Below are 15,591 nucleotides of genomic sequence, written 5' to 3'. Positions count from 1 at the left end.
GCTGTAGTAGAACAGAACAACCTGTTTTTCCGTTTGGGATAGAGCTTTCAGTGTGGTGTTAACCAATGCCCTGGGACTGCAGCCACTGGCTGATCTGGGCTTGATTCATGGCGCCGCTCTGGCGGGCGACTTCCTGGCCGTTCTGGAACAGGATCAGTGTCGGTATGCTGCGAATACCAAACTGGCCAGAGGGACCGGGCACCTGCTCGGTATTGAGTTTGGCAAAGTGCACCTTGCCTCGCCAATCGTTCGCCGCCTGCTCAAACTGCGGTGCCATCATCTTACAGGGGCCGGAGCTGGCCCACTGAAGCGAGCACAGTTGCCCTACATCTCGCTCATCAGCCACTCCTTGAAGGCTTTCATCCCGACGGTCAGCGGACGTTGCTTGCGGTAGACCAGATAGAAGGCCCGATTCGTGTCGAGCTGAATGTCGAAAGGCACCACCAACTGCCCCGATTTAATCTCACGGGACGTCAGCGTGCTATCAGCCAACGCAACTCCCAGGCCCTCCTGGGCCGCCGCCGTGGCCAGTTGCCCACTGGACATCTGCAGACTACCCCGGGCGGATATAAAATCCATGCCTGCCTGTTGCAGCCAGTTCTCCCACTCCCACTTCCGCTTGCTGACATAGATCAACGTGTGGTTGGCCAAGTCTTCAGGCTTTTCCAGCGGTATCTCACCCTCCAACAGCTGCGGACTACACACCGGCACCAGCATCACTCTGCGCAGAAAATGCACTTCGATGTCATCCCATTCACCACTCCCGAAATAGACCGCCATATCGGTACTGGTGCGGTCGAAATCCAGCAAGCCCATGGACGCGTTAATTTCCAGCTCGATATCGGGGTACAAGGCCTGGAATCGCGCCATGCGGGGCATCAGCCAGCGGGTCAGGAAGTTGGGGGCGACGCTGATCTTGACGACATTGGATTCCTGGTTCGCCGTCAGTCGTTGAGTGGCCATCTCAATCTCGTCGAACGCGTGCCTCACAGACGTGAGGTATTGCTCGCCTGCCGGGGTCAACGCCACCGTTCGCCGGCTTCGATCAAAGAGTGCAAGTCCCAAATTTTCTTCAAGCGTCTTAATTTGATGACTGACCGCGGATGACGTTACGTACAATTCCTTACCAGCTTCGGAAAAGCTGAGGTTCCTGGCGGCTGACTCAAATACCCGAAGCGCGTTGAGGGGTGGCAGGTGGCGCATAACATTTCTCGACTGATGAGATTAATTCACCATTCTGTTGAGAAACGATCGCTTTTTCAACAGCCTCATACTCACTACCATAAGCCGTACGAAAAACATGCAATTCTCGACTGAGGACACAACACCATGAGTTATAAAGCTCCGAAACTGAACGAACACGGCACTATCGACGTGGACTACTACACCCAGCTCGCGGTGCAAGAGCGTAATGAACACATTGCGCAGATGGCGGCGTCACTGAAAGCCAGCATCAAATCCTTCTTCCAGGTGAAGCTGCCAAAGCTGTCCACCAGTCACTAAGCTGTGCTCCCTTCAGCGCTTAATGATCTTAAGTGCAGATTGACTGGTTTCGCCGACGCTAGCGCCATGCCATAGCCTGCGCATCTCGTGAATGCTCAGGCAATGGCGTCTGTACGGCGGGAACTACGTTTACCTCAACTGGCTGTCCTTGCTGCCTCGGCGATTGAAGCCCCGCGCCGTCGTTTCCTGCTTCTCATGCGCGGCCTGACAGGCAATGCACAGCCGAACGCCCGGAATGGCCTTGCGCCGAGCTTCGGGAATCGCCTCATCACACTCATCACAGTAGAGCGCGCTCTCGCCGTTGCCTAGCTGACTCCGTGCGCGTTGCACTTCGTCATCAACACTCGCGTCAATTTGATCCTGCACCGCCCCATCTCTTGACCATCCACCCGCCATAGCGTCCTCCCTTCGCGAAAGAAATGATGCCGCTATCCCTAGTAGAATACCTCCCCTCAGTCGCCGTCAACGTCGTCAATCTCCCAGAGCCCGGCTCCCTATGAAGTATCCCCAACGCATCGTCTGCCTGACCGAAGAAACCACCGAGGCCCTCTACGCCCTCGGCGCCGAGGACCGTATCGTCGGCATCTCCGGCTTCACCGTACGGCCCGAGCGCGCCCGGAAGGAAAAGCCCAAAGTGTCCGCCTTTACCTCCGCCAAGATCGGGAAAATCCTAGACCTGAAGCCAGACCTGGTGGTGGGTTTCTCCGACATGCAGGCAGACATCGCCGCCGAACTGGTGCGCCACGGCGTGGCCGTGCACATCTTCAACCAGCGCACCGTCGCCGGCATCCTCTCCATGATCCGCACACTCGGCGGCATGCTGGGTCTCGCCGAACAAACCGACGCTTACGCACAAACGCTGTCCGACCGGGTTGAGCGCATCCGCGCCGAACGAGCGCGACCGAACCGCCCAAGGGTCTACTTCGAGGAATGGGGCGACCCGATGATCACCGGCATCGGCTGGGTGTCGGAGCTGATCGGCATTGCCGGCGGCGAGGACATCTTCCCGGAGCGGGCCGCCGAGCCCGGCGCCAAAGAACGCATCATCGAGAACCCCGAGGACGTCATCCAGCGCCAACCGGACATCATCATCGGCTCCTGGTGCGGGCGGAAGTTTCGGCCGGAGCAGGTGGCCGAGCGGCCGGGGTGGGTTGAGATTCCGGCGGTGAGGAACGGCCACCTGTATGAGATCAAGTCGCCGCTGATTCTTCAGCCGGGGCCGGCAGCGTTGACGGATGGGTTGGATGCGTTGTGCGGGATTATGGATCGGGTGTGACAGCGATACCCAAAGCCTGCCAACGGCTTACCGGGAAATGAGCGGCTGTAGGGATCTAGTCAGATCGAACCCCAACTGCGCTCGCAAACTCATCGTCTCTGGCGCAATCAGCAGCCATCCCAACGCACCAACGTTGACGATTACGGCCAGCCAGAACACGACCTGGTAACTGACCTTGCGGGTTTTGTGCCGAAAGATCTGCTGGGCAAGCAGCGCCCCAGGCCAGCCGCAGCACAGTTCGAAGAGGTGGAGGGTGGTCTCAGGTGTGCGCTGCGCGCCTCGGGTGGCGGCGCGCTTGTCGATCCAGTACATCACGAAGGCGACGAGGCTGACGGCACTATAGGCTCCTACAAACGTGACCGGCAGATAGTCCTCATCGCACAGGCCACATAGCACCGCGAAAAACGCCAGAACCAGAGCAGCGGCGAGCCAGAACCCGGGCGCGATACTCGCCCCCACACGCGCAGTCCCCAAATATTGGAACCGCCCTACCCTCGGCCGACCTTTCTCGTCCTTCACGAGACTGTACGCGACTTTTCGATTACCAATGGGGCGACCTCGGCCGGCGTAGCTGCTGATGTGGGCAAAGACACGTTCGCCACCGCCCTCTGGAGTGATGAAACCGAAGCCCTTGGCGTCGTTCCAGTTGGTGAGGGTTCCTTTGTGGTTCATTTAATGACACGACTCCGCGATTCAAGGTGGGCACACGCCCTGTCACAGCGGCTCAAACGCTGTAGATCCGAATTACCCAATGCTGCGGCGATCATATACCAAGGCGCGTTAGGCAATGGCTTGAAAGCTGGTCCCAAATCTATCATGCGAGCATCTTTGCTTTACCCCACATCGACGAACAGTCGTGAAAGATGAAGCACTTTTGGGAGTTCCGCTTTTGGGCATCTGTAACGCCCTTGGTGGCAAATCAGTCCTCCCCATTTAACGAAGTTTTACTCAGAGCACTCTTCGCTTCATAGCAAGCTCATCAACGCTCAGCTACCATGGCGAGCCGCGATGAACGTCCGTTCGTCGTCAGAAAACAACCCAAAATAATGAATCAGGTAAGAAGGAATCTACTGTGAAAAATGCAAGGATCCTGGCAGTACTGGCCGCTCTACTCTACCTCACCGGCTGCGCTTCCGGCGCACAAATGGGCAACATGGTGTACGAAGGACCAGTGAAGGGTTACGACACGTCCCTGGAAGACAACGTGGATGTCACCACCGTTTCCGGCGGTGAAAAAACAAACCCCGCATGGACCTCCGAGATCGATAACGATGCCTTTGCAGGAGCACTCAAACAAACACTACAAAAACAGGGCCTGCTCGCCGGCACTGGTCGTTATCAGCTTGAAGCGCTGCTGCTGGAAGTGGATCAGCCCATGTTCGGCCTGGACTTCGAAGTAACCACTCACGTCAGATACATCCTGACTGACCGTGAAAACAACGGCGCTGTTGTACTGAACGAGACGATTGTCGCCCCCTACACTGCCACCATCGGCGACGCCTTTGCTGCCATTAAGCGCCTGAGGCTGGCCAACGAAGGATCCGGAAAAGCCAACATTCAGGGCCTCATTGAGAAACTCTCCGAACTGCAGATTCAGCCTGGCAACATCTCTCTCGCACAATAAGTTTTCTGGAAATCAAATCAACGACAAGGAAGCACCATGAAGTCTCCACTACTCATTACACTTGCCGCCATTGCGTTTCTCTCAACCGGTTGCGCATCAGTCGTCTCTGGGACCGATCAAAAAATCACCTTCAACAGCGAACCTGAAGAAGCTACCGTTACGGTCGCTGGCCGAGTTCTCGGTAAAACCCCGCTAACCGTACCGGTGGACCGCGCGTCGAACCAGTCCCTTACCTTTGAGAAAGAAGGTTATAAGACCTACACCGCTCAACTTTCCACGACCACCAACCCATGGTTTTTCGGAAATATTGTGCTTGGCGGCCTGGTCGGCTCCACCACGGATGGCGTCTCCGGGGCGATCCATGAGTATTCTCCTGACCAATACTTCGTCACCCTGAAGCCCGACACACCCACAGGAATTTCGACCTCCAAGAAACGCCAGATCAAAGAGATCATCATTGCGTTTAGCGGAGAGTTTCGCCACCAGTTGGCGACTGGCGGTGGGGAGAAGGTAGACACCATCGTGCACTTGCTTGGCATCAATGCCTCACAGAAAGACACAACCATTAGGGCACTGAATCAACTTGCGTTGGCGAACGAAAACGACCTTGAACTGGCTGAAACGATTATTGAGGTTTACGACGTTCAGTAACGGCCCAGCCTAACAACCAGGGCAGATGAATAGTCGATCTGTCCTGGCTTTAAATCCCATCCAAAACCCGGCTACCTTCGGTCAGCTTTCAGCTATCGATCGCCAACCGTTCCAATTCGTCTGGCGTCAATGCTTTGCTTTAGTAACCAAGTCGGGCATGGCCGCCTCACCGGGATTGCCCGCAAGAATCCGGTCGGCATCCAGTGAGGCAATCGGAACCCGAGTATCCATCGGTACATCGCCGCTCAGTTGCAGCTCCAGGTAGCGAAGTGCGCACACTCGCAGGAAAGACGTGAAGTTGCCGAGGTCATGCCCGGCATCGATGGACTCGTGGTACAGCCGGGTGATCATCTGCGGCAGGTTCATGCCATCCCGTTCGGCCAATTCGGCCAGCACCTGCCAGAAGGCGTTTTCCATCCGAACGCTGGTCACCATCCCATCAATACGCAGGGAGTGGGTCCGGCTGACCCAAAGCTCGGGATCGGCGTTGATGAAGAGCTTGCACATGACGACCTCCCTGGAAGTGATGGAAAGTGCTGATGGGCCGGTGGACCGGCCCCTGCTGAGCTACTGGTCCAGCAACTTGAAGAACTGCGCCAGCCAGGCCGGGTGCGCAGGCCATGCGGGCGCTGTTACCAGATTAGCATCGGTGACCGCTTGATCAACTTCGATACCGGCGAAGGTCCCGCCAGACAGTTCCACCTCCGGCTGGCAGGCCGGATAGGCCGAGCATTTGCGACCCTCCAGAACCCCCGCGGCGGCCAATAACTGGGCACCGTGGCAGATCGCCGCCACTGGCTTGTTAGTTTCGAAGAAATGACGAACCAGCTTCTGCACCTCTTTGTTCAGTCGCAGGTATTCGGGGGCGCGACCGCCGGGCACCACCAGCGCGTCATAAGCGGCTGGATCCAGTCCCTCGAAATCCGCATTCAGGGCAAACCGATGGCCCGGTTTTTCGGTGTAGGTCTGGTCACCCTCGAAGTCGTGAATGGCTGTGGCCACGGTGTCGCCTGCCTTTTTGTCCGGGCACACGGCATGAACCGTGTGGCCGACGGCCTGCAGTGCCTGGAACGGCACCATGGTTTCGTAGTCCTCGGTGAAATCACCGGTGATCATCAGAATTTTCTTCCCGCTCATGACTGTCTCCTTGTGGTTGTTTTGGGGCGTTTGGAAACAGTAGCAGTGGCGGTTATTGAGCGGGTATTAAGGGGGTACTACAGGCTTTCCGGCAATGAGCATTCGAAAAGATAAATCTGCCCCGGACTCGCCGGGCTTGGGATTTCGATACCTACCGGCTGGCAACGGATTTATCGCTGAGCTGCCTGATCACCCGAACCACGACGGCATGACCCGCCAACCAGCTTGATGACCCGCTCCAGCATCGGGTCTTTGCCTTCCTCGCGCCCTTTTCGGCCAAGGTACTTCAGACGGATGTGTGGCGGGATGCCGACATCTTCGTAGATCTCCCCGTCGTAAGCCCGGTAGATTTCATTGGACAAGGTCAGGTGCCAGCCATTTGGCAGATGGCGCTCGAGCGTGTCGGAAAGGATGCCCTGGGTAGGCTCGCCAATCAGGGTGAGACGGGGATGCTGCAGCAATGAGAGCACGAAGATTTCTGCGGCACTGGCCGTAAGCTCGCTGGTCAGCACAAACAGGTTGCCCTGGTAAGTCTCATCGGCAGGCGTGACATAGACAGACTGCTTTCCGGTGAAGCCATTGCCATGACGAGCTGACTTGGTGAACGCCAGCCGCTTGCGATCCATCAGGTACGCGGCAATGCGCAGTGCGACACCATCGTACCCCCCACCATTGTTGCGAAGATCGATCACCAGATTGGGGAGCTCGCCAATATCTGCCAGCACCCTCTTCATCACACTGTCGACCGCATTAATATCCGCAGCCGGTTTGCCTGACTTGCCACTTTGCCCGGCCATGGCCCGGATGTTCAGGTAACCGATGAGATCATTGAGCCTCCCCCATTCCACCAGCCGGTTGCCGCCATGACTGAGGGCGCCTGAAAGATAATCCTCATGGATCAAGTCGCGTGCCGATTCCTTGAGATCCCCCAGGTAGCTGGTGAGCTCCCTGCCATCATTGGCATCTTCAAGTTCCCGTGTCAGCCGCCTGAAGAGCGCCGGCTCGGCACCGGCCCGGTAATGACCCAAGGGTGAATGCAGACGAATGTGGCCATCCTTCAGGGGCCCTAGCATCGCAACCATGGTGGCAAATAGCGTTTCTTGTGATGGGTTCGCGTTAATCTGGGGAAGATAGTCATGATAGGCCCGGTCCCAGGCCACACCCTTGAGTTCAAACAGGGCGTATTGCTCGTGAAAGGTTCGCCAGAAAACCTCAAAGTTGTAGTGCGGATCCTTTGACCTATGCCTGTGACTTTCGGTGACGCTGGCGGGCAATCCTTTAAGGCGGCGGAACCTGATACGTGATACGCCAGTTACCCGATGGGCACTGAACGCCTGGCCACCCGGGGATAACTCCAAATCCTCGTAATAGTTCTCAAGTTCTTCAACACTGCCCTCATGAATCTTCCGGCAGCTAATAGTGGTTTCTTCGAAAAGGGTGTACCAATCTTCTTCGATCAGCAACACAGTGCCGTAACCCTGGGAACGCCAGACACCCTGCAGGCTTGCAAAATCAGGGCTCGAAAGAGAACTGCCGCGGCGTTGGACGGGTTTCATAGAAGACTCCAGATCCATTTCTGTTACTTTCAGACGTCAGGCTACAGCCACACAATCAGAAAACAGGGACAGATCTATTTTGCATAGACCTGCTTCCATTCCTGAAGGTTTGCCAGGTAATGCTCAAAATCCCGGGGCTCGACGAACACCGTTTGGCGGTTATGTCCGCGCTGAACAATCTGGCGGTGAAAGCCGGGCACAATCACCCTGGCCTATCTGGGCATCAGCTTCTCCTTGCTTTGGAAGCACAGCATCCGTTCTGTGCATTGAATGTCGAGGTTAACCGAACTACCAAGCCGGTTAATAGGGGCTCAAATTAGCCCCGAGGTACTGGAGCATCCGGAAAAATAAATCTGTCCCGGTTTTCCTTGGGTATCAGAACTGATCGGCATTGCCGGCGGCGAAGACATCTTCCCGGAACGAGCCGCCGAGCCCGGCGCTAAGGAACGCATCATCGAAAACCCGGCGGATGTTATCCAGCGCCAACCGGACATCATCATCGGCTCCTGGTGCGGGCGGAAGTTTCGGCCGGAGCAGGTGGCCGAGCGGCCTGGATGGGGTGAGATTCCGGCGGTGAGAAACGGTCACCTGTATGAGATCAAGTCACCGCTGATTCTTCAGCCGGGGCCCGCGGCGCTGACGGATGGATTGGATGCGTTGTGCGGGATTATGGATCGGGTGTGACATCGATACCCAATAAAAAGTAAGACGCCTCAGGCCTAGAACTTAGTGCGGGAATTCAGTCGCTTGGCGTCAACAACAGTCGAGTGATTACTGGACGAAAGAAGAAACAGCGTGAATAAATGAAAACTTTCCTATGCAGTTCCGGTTAAATAGCGTACTGTCTCGGTCGTTGGAAAGATTTAGCAAAGCATTTCACGAATAAGACCTTTTGAGTAGCCATACCTTATAGTCCTGTTTTTGACCCTGCACGTTTTTTGTTTCCCGCATATCGCTGATCAAAGATCACAACGATCTCTTGGCGGCACTTTTTGATTAAAATCAGGATATTTACTATGTCTACAATTACCGGCAACGTTAAGTTCTTCAACGAAGCAAAAGGTTTTGGCTTTATTACTCGTGAAGGCGGCGCAGACGTCTTTGTTCACTACAGCGCTATTCAGGGTGGCGGTTTCAAAACTCTGGCCGAAGGCCAGGAAGTGGAGTTCACCGTGACCCAGGGCCAGAAAGGCCCGCAGGCAGAGAACGTTGTTGCCCTGTAATTAGCAGGCATAACGTGATTTAAAAGGCAGCCTCGGGCTGCCTTTTTTGTTCGTGTGTCCCGTCAATGCACAGCAGGACGGAGCAAAGCTGTGCGGCCCTGCCTGCACAGCTTTCTGCTCTTTCAGGTAGTCGAGGTTTAACGAGCAGCGCCCTCCACTTTACTCAAGGCGGTGGTTCAGCCCCGCTTGCTACGCTTACATAGCGTCACTCCATAAACCGCCGTGACAACCGCAGCGGCCCCCGCCACCAAATACTCAATATGCAAAACATCCCCAATAGCTTCGTGCCCTGGATGCCCCCAGGCAGCGCCAGCAGCAAGGACAAGGCTGGCAGCCATAGCAAATTGGTTACGTAGTCTCATGGTTCTTTCTCCGTAGTTCTTAAATCGGTTAATCATTTCGTTCAGGCAGTTTCAGCCACTTTACCCGGCCGGCGCTCCGGCAGCATGCCGCGCTCCAGAATGAAGCTAATGATGGTCTCCAGCCCTACCCCGTCGTACAGGTTGGTGAACACGAAGGGGCGTTCGCCGCGCATTTTCTTGGCGTCGCGGTCCATGATGTCGAGGGAAGCGTGGACCTGTTCGGCGATGTCGATCTTGTTGATGATAAGCAGATCGGACTTGGTGATGCCGGGGCCGCCTTTGCGGGGAATCTTGTCGCCGGCGGAGACGTCGATCACGTACAGGGTGAGGTCGGACAGTTCCGGGCTGAAGGTGGCGGAGAGGTTATCGCCGCCGGATTCCACCAGCACCAGTTCCAGGTTCGGATGGCGGCTTTGCAGATCGTCGATGGCCGCCAGGTTCATGGAGGCGTCTTCGCGGATGGCGGTGTGCGGGCAGCCGCCGGTTTCCACGCCGAGGATGCGGTCGGCGTCCAGGGCTTCGTGGCGCAGGAGGAAGTCGGCGTCTTCCCGGGTGTAGATGTCGTTGGTGACCACGGCGATGTCGTAGTGGTCCCGAAGTGCTTTGCACAGCTGGCGCAGCAGGGCTGTCTTACCGGAGCCCACTGGGCCGCCTACTCCAACTCTCAAACAATGTGTCATCTTAGTTCTCCTTTCTGCATTTCGTTCCGAGAAGGTCGGCAAGTAGGAAACGCTTTATGAAAAACGCTACAAGCCCATCCATGGGCGCTTGAGCTCCGCCATCCATGGCTCCGCACATTTTCATAAAGCGTTTCCTACTCGCCTCCCCCGTCATCGGAGTTGTTTTCAGATTCGTTTTCTCTAGCTTCTAAAAAGCCGTGAGTATTGGGTTTCGTGTAACGCGCTCCCGAGCGCCAATCCCGGCAGGATGGGCCCGAGTTCGTGATCTTCTCGTTCCATAGCGATGTCCACCGCTTCGACCAGTTTTGGCCGCAGGTGTTCGGTGATGCGCTGGGCGGCGGTGTGGCCCAGGGGCAAGGCTTTGCAGGCGACCGCCAGCTGGTTTTCCAGCCAGGCCCAGGCAAAGCCGAGCAGCGTCTGGCGTACCGGTACAAAACGTTTGTGGGCGGCCCAGGCGAACATGGTGATGTAACCGGCTTCCGCCGGGATCAGCCATTCCGCCGGCAGCAACTCCAGGTTGCGCAACAGGGTGACCAGGGCACCGCCGAGGCGGGCGTCTTCGTCGCTCAGTTCGGCGGTTTCCCGGGTGGCCTGCAGCCACTGGTTCCAGTTGGCGATGGTGCTCGCGTCTTCATTGGCCCACGCCGTTTGCAGGCGCACCAGCAGGGGCAGTTCGCAGCGGCTGAGGCCGTCTTCCAGCACGCCCGCCAGCCATTCCCGCAGTTCCGCTTCGTTGTTTACCCAGCCCAGCTCGAACGCGCTTTCCAGGCCCTGGGACCAGGCGAAGGCGCCGATGGGCAGCGCCGGGCTGACCAGTTGCATCAGGCCCAGCAGGGCCAGATCGCCGGTGTGGGCGGCGCTCGCGTCAGTGAGTGTGTTTGTGACTGTGGCCATGGCTGTGTCCGTGGTGATGGTCATGGTCGTGTGAATGGCTGTGGCCGTGTCCGTGACTGTGGCCGTGGGAATAGCCGGCCTGGGTGTAGGCGCCGGGTTCCGGGTCGAACGGGGCGGTGTGGTGCACCAGGGTCGCGCCCAGGCGTTCGGCCAGTTCTTCCAGGACGTGGTCCGGGGTGATGCGCACGTAGGCGCCTTTGTCATCCATGCCGATCGCCAGGGTGACGTGGCGGTTGCCGAGGTGGTAACACAGGCGGGCCAGGGGCTGGCCGTTTTCGATGCGGGCGGTTACCACTTGCTCTTCGGCGGCGCGGATGCGAACAATCTCGCCGGTTTTGGCCTGCAGCAGGTCGCCGTCCCGCAGGACCGGGCCGCGGTCGAGAAACAGGCCCACGTCCACCCGGGTTTCGGTGGTGGCGCGCAGGCGGCCGCGGATGCGCAGTTCGTAGGGCAAGATCAGGTTATCGAGGATCTCGGAGCTGTCGATTCCGGCCACTTCCCGTTCGTTCAGGCGTTTTGTCAGTTCCAACATAATCAGTTCTCCAGTACCCGGCTCAGAATAAATGATAGCGCTGGGCCAGGGGCAGTTCGGTGGCGGGCTCGCAGGTGAGCAGTTCGCCATCGGCGTGTACTTCGTAGGTTTGTGGGTCCACGGTCAGGTGTGGGCAGGCGTCGTTCAGTTTCATGTCGCCCTTGCGCACTTCCCGTACGCCTTTGCAGGCGGACAGCGGGCTATCCAACCCCAACTCTGCTCCGATGTTGGCGTCTAGCGCGGCCTGGCTGACGAAGGTCAGGCGGGTGGCACTGGCGGCCTTGCCGAAGGCGCCGAACATGGGCCGGTAGTGCACCGGCTGGGGTGTGGGGATGGAGGCGTTGGGGTCGCCCATGGGCGCCGCCGCGATCATGCCGCCTTTCAGGATGGTGGCGGGTTTGACGCCAAAGAAAGCCGGGCTCCAGAGCACCAGGTCGGCCAGTTTGCCCACTTCCACGGAGCCGACTTCGTGGCCGATGCCGTGGGTGATGGCGGAGTTGATGGTGTATTTGGCGATGTAGCGTTTGGCGCGGAAGTTGTCGGCGCCCCGCTCTTCGTCCTCTGGCAGCAGGCCGCGCTGCACTTTCATTTTGTGGGCGGTCTGCCACGTTCTACAGATCACTTCGCCGACCCGGCCCATGGCCTGGGAGTCGGAGGAGATCATGGAGATCACGCCCATGTCGTGCAGGATGTCTTCGGCGGCGATGGTCTCGCGGCGGATGCGGGAGTCGGCGAAGGCGACGTCCTCGGGGATGTTCGGGTCCAGGTGGTGGCAGACCATGAGCATGTCGAGGTGTTCGTCCACGGTGTTCACGGTGTAGGGCCGCGTGGGGTTGGTGGACGACGGCAGCACGTAATCCTTGGAGCACGCGGTGATGATGTCCGGGGCATGGCCGCCGCCGGCGCCTTCGGTGTGGAAGGTGTGGATGCAGCGGCCTTTGAACGCGGCCAGGGTGTCTTCCACGAAGCCGGATTCGTTCAGGGTGTCGGTGTGGATGGCCACCTGGATGTCGTACTGGTCGGCCACGGTGAGGCAGTTGTCGATGCTCGCGGGTGTGGTGCCCCAGTCTTCGTGCAGTTTGAGACCGATGACGCCGGCTTTGATCTGCAGTTCCAGTGCTTCCGGCAGGCTGGTGTTGCCTTTGCCGAGGAAGCCGATGTTCATGGGCAGGGTGTCCACGGCCTGGAGCATTTTGCCGATGTGCCAGGGCCCCGGGGTGCAGGTGGTGGCGTTGGTGCCGGTGGCCGGGCCGGTGCCGCCGCCGAGCATGGTGGTGACGCCGCTCATGAGGGCTTCTTCGACCTGCTGGGGGCAGATGAAGTGGATGTGGGGGTCGATGCCGCCGGCGGTGAGGATTTTGCCTTCACCGGCGATGACTTCGGTGCCGGGGCCGATGACAATTTCGACGTCCGGTTGGGTGTCGGGGTTGCCGGCTTTGCCGATCGCGGCGATGCGGCCTTTCTGGATGCCGACGTCGGCTTTGACGATGCCCCACCAGTCCAGAATCAGGGCGTTGGTGATGACGGTGTCCATCACGGCGTCGTCGGCCCGCTGGCTCTGGCCCATGCCATCGCGGATGACTTTGCCGCCGCCGAATTTTACTTCGTCGCCGTAGTGGGTATGGTCCTGTTCGACTTCGATCCACAGTTCGGTGTCGCCCAGGCGGACTCGGTCCCCAACGGTGGGGCCGTACATGTCGGCGTAGGCTTGTCTGCTTATTTTCATCTTTACCCTCGTTGTTGGGCTCGGGCGTTAGAGCGAACGGGAATGGCTTTCCAAAACCCGCTCCTTACGGCACGTCCATGTGACGCTTGAGCTTCGCCATCCATGGCTCCGCACAGTTTTGGAAAGCCATTCCCGCTCGCTCCCCGGCTTCACTGTTTTCCGTCTAATTTCCCCATGACTTCGCCTCGGAAGCCGTAGATTTCGCGGTTGCCGGCAAACGGAATCAGCGTGACCTTTCTCGTCTGGCCGGGTTCGAAGCGGATGGCGGTGCCGGCGGCGACGTCCAGGCGGTAGCCGCGGGCTTTGGCGCGGTCGAAATCCAAGGCAGGGTTGGCTTCCGCGAAGTGGTAATGGGAGCCGATCTGGACTGGGCGGTCGCCGGTGTTGGAGACGTCCAGGTCGATGCGTTCGCGGCCGGCGCAGAGTTCGATGTCGCCGTCTTTGAGTTGGTATTCACCGGGGATCATGGCGCGGCCCTCACACTATGGGGTTGTGGACGGTGACTAGCTTGGTGCCGTCCGGGAAGGTGGCTTCCACCTGGACTTCGTGGACCATGTCGGCCACGCCGTCCATGACGTCTTCCCGGGTGAGAATTTCGGTGCCGGCGCTCATCAGTTCCGCCACGGAGCGGCCTTCGCGGGCGCCTTCCATGATTTCGGCGCTGATCAGGGCGACGGCTTCCGGGTAGTTGAGTTTCAGGCCCTTGGCTTTGCGGCGTTCGGCCAGCAAGGCCGCGGTGAACAGCAGCAGTTTGTCTTTGTCTCTGGGAGTCAGCTCCATGGGGGCTCCGTTGTTGTCCGTTGTTATCTGTTGATCGTCAGGGCTTCAGGTGAGCCAGATTCTTGGGGTGTGCGCCGGCAGGCCAATCAGCCTCGGGCGCAACAGGTGCCAGGCCTGTTCGCACAAGGCCCAGGCTTCGTTTCGATCGGCGCCCAGGTAACGCAGCAGCAGCACGCCCTGGCGCCGGGTGACGGCCCAGCGGTTGTGGTCGGGCAGCTCTTCCCGCAGCGCTTCGATGGCGGCGGCTTCGTCGTCTAAACCGACGGCCCACAGGGTGGCTTGCACGGTGGCCCCGCCCTGTCCCCAGGCACCCGTGAATCTCGGGTGCTTGGGGGCGAGCAGCTGGCGTTCGATCCACAGGGGTTTGCCATCCAGGCTTAGGTGGAAACGCTGTTCCAGGGCGCCGGTGGCGAACGGCAGATCGCTGGCCGGTCGGCCCAGGGCGAGGACTTCCCAGCCCAGGGTTTTGGCGCCGGTGGCCAGTTCCACGGTGGTGGTCTGTTCGCCGCGGGAGCCATCGAAGGCGATGGTTTCCTGGGGCAGGTATTCCAAGGTGGCGTCTTGGGCCACCTGTAAGCGAGTGTGCTGGCCCCAGGCGACGCCGTGGCTGTCGGCTTTGTACAGCTTGGCCGCGGCCGGGGTGGTCAGCAGGGCGTGGCCGCCCTCGCCCACTTCGGCCTCGATGCGCAGTTCGTCGCCGCTGACCAGGCCGCCCGGTGGGTGCAGCAGGTACACGTGACAGCAGCCGGTTTTGCCTTCCGGGTAGAACGGTCGCTGTACCCGCAGAGGCCCGACGTGGCGGCGGCGGACCAGGCGGGTGATGGGCGCAGCGCCACCTTCGTCGCGGGCTTCGAAGCCGAGCGCGATGGCGGCGGCCCAGCGACGTTCGGTGTCGAAGCGGTGGCCGGACCCGGCGTTTGGTATGGGCTCGTAGGCGGTCATACGGTCAGGTGCTGTTTGATGAGTTCGTCCGAAAGCTCTGCGATCTCGCCTTCGGCCACCCGGCGGCCGCGGTCGAGGATGGCGAAGCGGTCGGCGTATTTGCGGGCGAATGGCAGTTTCTGTTCCACCAAGAGCACGGTCAGGCCGTCTTCTTCAATCAGCTTGCGGATGACCTCGCCGATCTGGGCGACGATGTTGGGCTGGATGCCCTCCCCCGGCTCGTCCAGGATCAGCAGCCGTGGTTCGATCACCAGGGCCCGGCCGATGGCCAGTTGCTGTTGCTGGCCGCCGGAGAGGTCGCCGCCGCGGCGGTGTTTCATTTCCTTGAGCACCGGGAACAGTTCGTAGATCCGCTCGGGGATTTTCTTGCTGCCGTCGGCGCGCACGGCCAGGCCGGTGCGCAGGTTTTCTTCCACAGTCAGCAGCGGGAAGATCTGCCGGCCCTGGGGCACGTAGCCGATGCCGAGGCGGGAGCGGTCTTCGATTTTCTTCTGGGTCAGTTCCACGTCCTGGGCGAATTCGATGGAGCCGCTTTTGACGCTTTCCTCGCCCATGATGCATTTCATCAGGGTGGTCTTGCCCACGCCGTTGCGGCCCATCACGCAGGTGCACTGGCCCTGGGGCACGTCCAGCTCCAGGTCCCAGAGGGTGTGGCTTTCGCCGTAGTACTGGTTGAGCTTGTCGATTTTGACCATCAGATCCTTG

At 59.2% G+C, this 15,591-nt stretch carries 20 protein-coding genes and 1 pseudogene; 6 read left to right on the top strand and 15 right to left on the bottom strand.

Annotated features, from left to right (window positions below):
- Positions 1-58: 58 nt before the first annotated feature.
- Complete coding sequence (locus U5822_RS10055) at positions 59-280, bottom strand: thioredoxin family protein (RefSeq protein ID WP_482194201.1); 222 nt, start codon at positions 278-280, stop codon at positions 59-61.
- A gap of 44 nt (positions 281-324) precedes the next feature.
- Complete coding sequence (gcvA, locus tag U5822_RS10050; RefSeq protein ID WP_322855489.1) at positions 325-1,203, bottom strand: transcriptional regulator GcvA; 879 nt, start codon at positions 1,201-1,203, stop codon at positions 325-327.
- A 126-nt stretch (positions 1,204-1,329) separates the two neighbouring features.
- Between gcvA and U5822_RS10045 the strand changes: the two genes are divergently transcribed.
- On the top strand, positions 1,330-1,503 hold the full coding sequence (locus tag U5822_RS10045; protein ID WP_322855488.1) for an RSP_7527 family protein: 174 nt from the start codon (positions 1,330-1,332) through the stop codon (positions 1,501-1,503).
- A gap of 129 nt (positions 1,504-1,632) precedes the next feature.
- Here the strand turns inward: U5822_RS10045 and U5822_RS10040 are convergent, their stop codons facing one another.
- Entirely contained in the window at positions 1,633-1,899 is a 267-nt protein-coding gene (locus U5822_RS10040; RefSeq protein ID WP_322855487.1) for a DksA/TraR family C4-type zinc finger protein, read from the bottom strand.
- A gap of 100 nt (positions 1,900-1,999) precedes the next feature.
- On the opposite strand from U5822_RS10040, the gene U5822_RS10035 reads away from it, so the two are divergent.
- Complete coding sequence (locus tag U5822_RS10035; protein WP_322855486.1) at positions 2,000-2,779, top strand: cobalamin-binding protein; 780 nt, start codon at positions 2,000-2,002, stop codon at positions 2,777-2,779.
- Positions 2,780-2,806: 27 nt separating this feature from the next.
- Here U5822_RS10035 and U5822_RS10030 read toward each other — a convergent pair whose 3' ends face one another.
- Positions 2,807-3,451: a cold shock and DUF1294 domain-containing protein gene (locus U5822_RS10030; RefSeq protein WP_322855485.1), complete on the bottom strand. Its 645-nt coding sequence runs from the start codon at positions 3,449-3,451 to the stop codon at positions 2,807-2,809.
- A 400-nt stretch (positions 3,452-3,851) separates the two neighbouring features.
- On the opposite strand from U5822_RS10030, the gene U5822_RS10025 reads away from it, so the two are divergent.
- Complete coding sequence (locus U5822_RS10025; protein WP_322855484.1) at positions 3,852-4,403, top strand: hypothetical protein; 552 nt, start codon at positions 3,852-3,854, stop codon at positions 4,401-4,403.
- A gap of 36 nt (positions 4,404-4,439) precedes the next feature.
- Complete coding sequence (locus U5822_RS10020) at positions 4,440-5,054, top strand: PEGA domain-containing protein (RefSeq protein WP_322855483.1); 615 nt, start codon at positions 4,440-4,442, stop codon at positions 5,052-5,054.
- Between the two features lie 126 nt (positions 5,055-5,180).
- On the opposite strand, the gene U5822_RS10015 is transcribed toward U5822_RS10020, so the two are convergent.
- From U5822_RS10015 to U5822_RS10005, 3 genes are all read right to left on the bottom strand, one after another.
- Positions 5,181-5,561 (bottom strand): ribbon-helix-helix domain-containing protein, encoded by a 381-nt coding sequence (locus U5822_RS10015; RefSeq protein WP_322855482.1) that lies wholly within the window; start codon positions 5,559-5,561, stop codon positions 5,181-5,183.
- Positions 5,562-5,621: 60 nt separating this feature from the next.
- Entirely contained in the window at positions 5,622-6,191 is a 570-nt protein-coding gene (locus U5822_RS10010; RefSeq protein ID WP_322855481.1) for a DJ-1/PfpI family protein, read from the bottom strand.
- A gap of 170 nt (positions 6,192-6,361) precedes the next feature.
- Positions 6,362-7,747: a S41 family peptidase gene (locus U5822_RS10005; protein WP_322855480.1), complete on the bottom strand. Its 1,386-nt coding sequence runs from the start codon at positions 7,745-7,747 to the stop codon at positions 6,362-6,364.
- 360 nt (positions 7,748-8,107) lie between these two features.
- On the opposite strand from U5822_RS10005, the pseudogene U5822_RS10000 reads away from it, so the two are divergent.
- Together U5822_RS10000 and U5822_RS09995 are read left to right on the top strand one after the other, a co-directional pair.
- Positions 8,108-8,431 (top strand): annotated as a pseudogene (locus tag U5822_RS10000) (ABC transporter substrate-binding protein); the annotation flags it as partial.
- 332 nt (positions 8,432-8,763) lie between these two features.
- A complete protein-coding gene (locus tag U5822_RS09995; RefSeq protein ID WP_322855479.1) occupies positions 8,764-8,970 on the top strand; it encodes a cold-shock protein in 207 nt (68 codons plus the stop codon).
- 403 nt (positions 8,971-9,373) lie between these two features.
- On the opposite strand, the gene ureG is transcribed toward U5822_RS09995, so the two are convergent.
- The 8 genes from ureG to urtE form a co-directional block, all read right to left on the bottom strand.
- On the bottom strand, positions 9,374-10,012 hold the full coding sequence (ureG, locus tag U5822_RS09990) for an urease accessory protein UreG (protein ID WP_322855478.1): 639 nt from the start codon (positions 10,010-10,012) through the stop codon (positions 9,374-9,376).
- A gap of 180 nt (positions 10,013-10,192) precedes the next feature.
- Positions 10,193-10,906, bottom strand: a complete 714-nt coding sequence (locus U5822_RS09985; RefSeq protein ID WP_322855477.1) for an urease accessory protein UreF — start codon at positions 10,904-10,906, stop codon at positions 10,193-10,195.
- Positions 10,878-11,438 carry an urease accessory protein UreE gene (gene ureE, locus U5822_RS09980; RefSeq protein ID WP_322855476.1) on the bottom strand — a complete coding sequence of 187 codons (561 nt, stop codon included), beginning with the start codon at positions 11,436-11,438 and terminating at the stop codon, positions 10,878-10,880. The genes U5822_RS09985 and ureE overlap by 29 nt, the downstream gene beginning before the upstream one ends.
- A gap of 22 nt (positions 11,439-11,460) precedes the next feature.
- Positions 11,461-13,164, bottom strand: coding sequence for an urease subunit alpha (gene ureC, locus U5822_RS09975; RefSeq protein WP_322855475.1), 1,704 nt, complete (start codon positions 13,162-13,164; stop codon positions 11,461-11,463).
- Between the two features lie 149 nt (positions 13,165-13,313).
- Positions 13,314-13,631: an urease subunit beta gene (locus U5822_RS09970; RefSeq protein WP_322855474.1), complete on the bottom strand. Its 318-nt coding sequence runs from the start codon at positions 13,629-13,631 to the stop codon at positions 13,314-13,316.
- A 10-nt stretch (positions 13,632-13,641) separates the two neighbouring features.
- The gene (ureA, locus tag U5822_RS09965; RefSeq protein WP_215983089.1) at positions 13,642-13,944 is read right to left on the bottom strand and encodes an urease subunit gamma; all 303 of its coding nucleotides are present in this window, start codon (positions 13,942-13,944) and stop codon (positions 13,642-13,644) included.
- A 45-nt stretch (positions 13,945-13,989) separates the two neighbouring features.
- Positions 13,990-14,886 carry an urease accessory protein UreD gene (locus U5822_RS09960; protein WP_322855473.1) on the bottom strand — a complete coding sequence of 299 codons (897 nt, stop codon included), beginning with the start codon at positions 14,884-14,886 and terminating at the stop codon, positions 13,990-13,992.
- A complete protein-coding gene (gene urtE, locus U5822_RS09955) occupies positions 14,883-15,581 on the bottom strand; it encodes an urea ABC transporter ATP-binding subunit UrtE (protein ID WP_322856912.1) in 699 nt (232 codons plus the stop codon). Before urtE ends, U5822_RS09960 begins: the two co-directional genes overlap by 4 nt.
- Between the last annotated feature and the right edge of the window lie 10 nt (positions 15,582-15,591).

The organism is Marinobacter qingdaonensis (assembly GCF_034555935.1).
GTDB lineage: Bacteria > Pseudomonadota > Gammaproteobacteria > Pseudomonadales > Oleiphilaceae > Marinobacter > Marinobacter qingdaonensis.
Note: the sequence above shows the minus strand (reverse complement) of the source record. Positions and strands in the feature narration are given on the sequence as shown.

Excerpts from the sequence above, each read along its gene's own strand:
- U5822_RS10055 (WP_482194201.1), bottom strand. The coding sequence starts at position 280 with ATGATGGCACCGCAGTTTGAGCAGGCGGCGAACGATTGGCGAGGCAAG.
- gcvA (WP_322855489.1), bottom strand. The coding sequence starts at position 1,203 with ATGCGCCACCTGCCACCCCTCAACGCGCTTCGGGTATTTGAGTCAGCC.
- U5822_RS10045 (WP_322855488.1), top strand. The coding sequence starts at position 1,330 with ATGAGTTATAAAGCTCCGAAACTGAACGAACACGGCACTATCGACGTG.
- U5822_RS10040 (WP_322855487.1), bottom strand. The coding sequence starts at position 1,899 with ATGGCGGGTGGATGGTCAAGAGATGGGGCGGTGCAGGATCAAATTGAC.
- U5822_RS10035 (WP_322855486.1), top strand. The coding sequence starts at position 2,000 with ATGAAGTATCCCCAACGCATCGTCTGCCTGACCGAAGAAACCACCGAG.
- U5822_RS10030 (WP_322855485.1), bottom strand. The coding sequence starts at position 3,451 with ATGAACCACAAAGGAACCCTCACCAACTGGAACGACGCCAAGGGCTTC.
- U5822_RS10020 (WP_322855483.1), top strand. The coding sequence starts at position 4,440 with ATGAAGTCTCCACTACTCATTACACTTGCCGCCATTGCGTTTCTCTCA.
- U5822_RS10015 (WP_322855482.1), bottom strand. The coding sequence starts at position 5,561 with ATGTGCAAGCTCTTCATCAACGCCGATCCCGAGCTTTGGGTCAGCCGG.
- U5822_RS10010 (WP_322855481.1), bottom strand. The coding sequence starts at position 6,191 with ATGAGCGGGAAGAAAATTCTGATGATCACCGGTGATTTCACCGAGGAC.
- U5822_RS10005 (WP_322855480.1), bottom strand. The coding sequence starts at position 7,747 with ATGAAACCCGTCCAACGCCGCGGCAGTTCTCTTTCGAGCCCTGATTTT.
- U5822_RS09995 (WP_322855479.1), top strand. The coding sequence starts at position 8,764 with ATGTCTACAATTACCGGCAACGTTAAGTTCTTCAACGAAGCAAAAGGT.
- ureG (WP_322855478.1), bottom strand. The coding sequence starts at position 10,012 with ATGACACATTGTTTGAGAGTTGGAGTAGGCGGCCCAGTGGGCTCCGGT.
- U5822_RS09985 (WP_322855477.1), bottom strand. The coding sequence starts at position 10,906 with ATGGCCACAGTCACAAACACACTCACTGACGCGAGCGCCGCCCACACC.
- ureE (WP_322855476.1), bottom strand. The coding sequence starts at position 11,438 with ATGTTGGAACTGACAAAACGCCTGAACGAACGGGAAGTGGCCGGAATC.
- ureC (WP_322855475.1), bottom strand. The coding sequence starts at position 13,164 with ATGAAAATAAGCAGACAAGCCTACGCCGACATGTACGGCCCCACCGTT.
- U5822_RS09970 (WP_322855474.1), bottom strand. The coding sequence starts at position 13,631 with ATGATCCCCGGTGAATACCAACTCAAAGACGGCGACATCGAACTCTGC.
- ureA (WP_215983089.1), bottom strand. The coding sequence starts at position 13,944 with ATGGAGCTGACTCCCAGAGACAAAGACAAACTGCTGCTGTTCACCGCG.
- U5822_RS09960 (WP_322855473.1), bottom strand. The coding sequence starts at position 14,886 with ATGACCGCCTACGAGCCCATACCAAACGCCGGGTCCGGCCACCGCTTC.
- urtE (WP_322856912.1), bottom strand. The coding sequence starts at position 15,581 with ATGGTCAAAATCGACAAGCTCAACCAGTACTACGGCGAAAGCCACACC.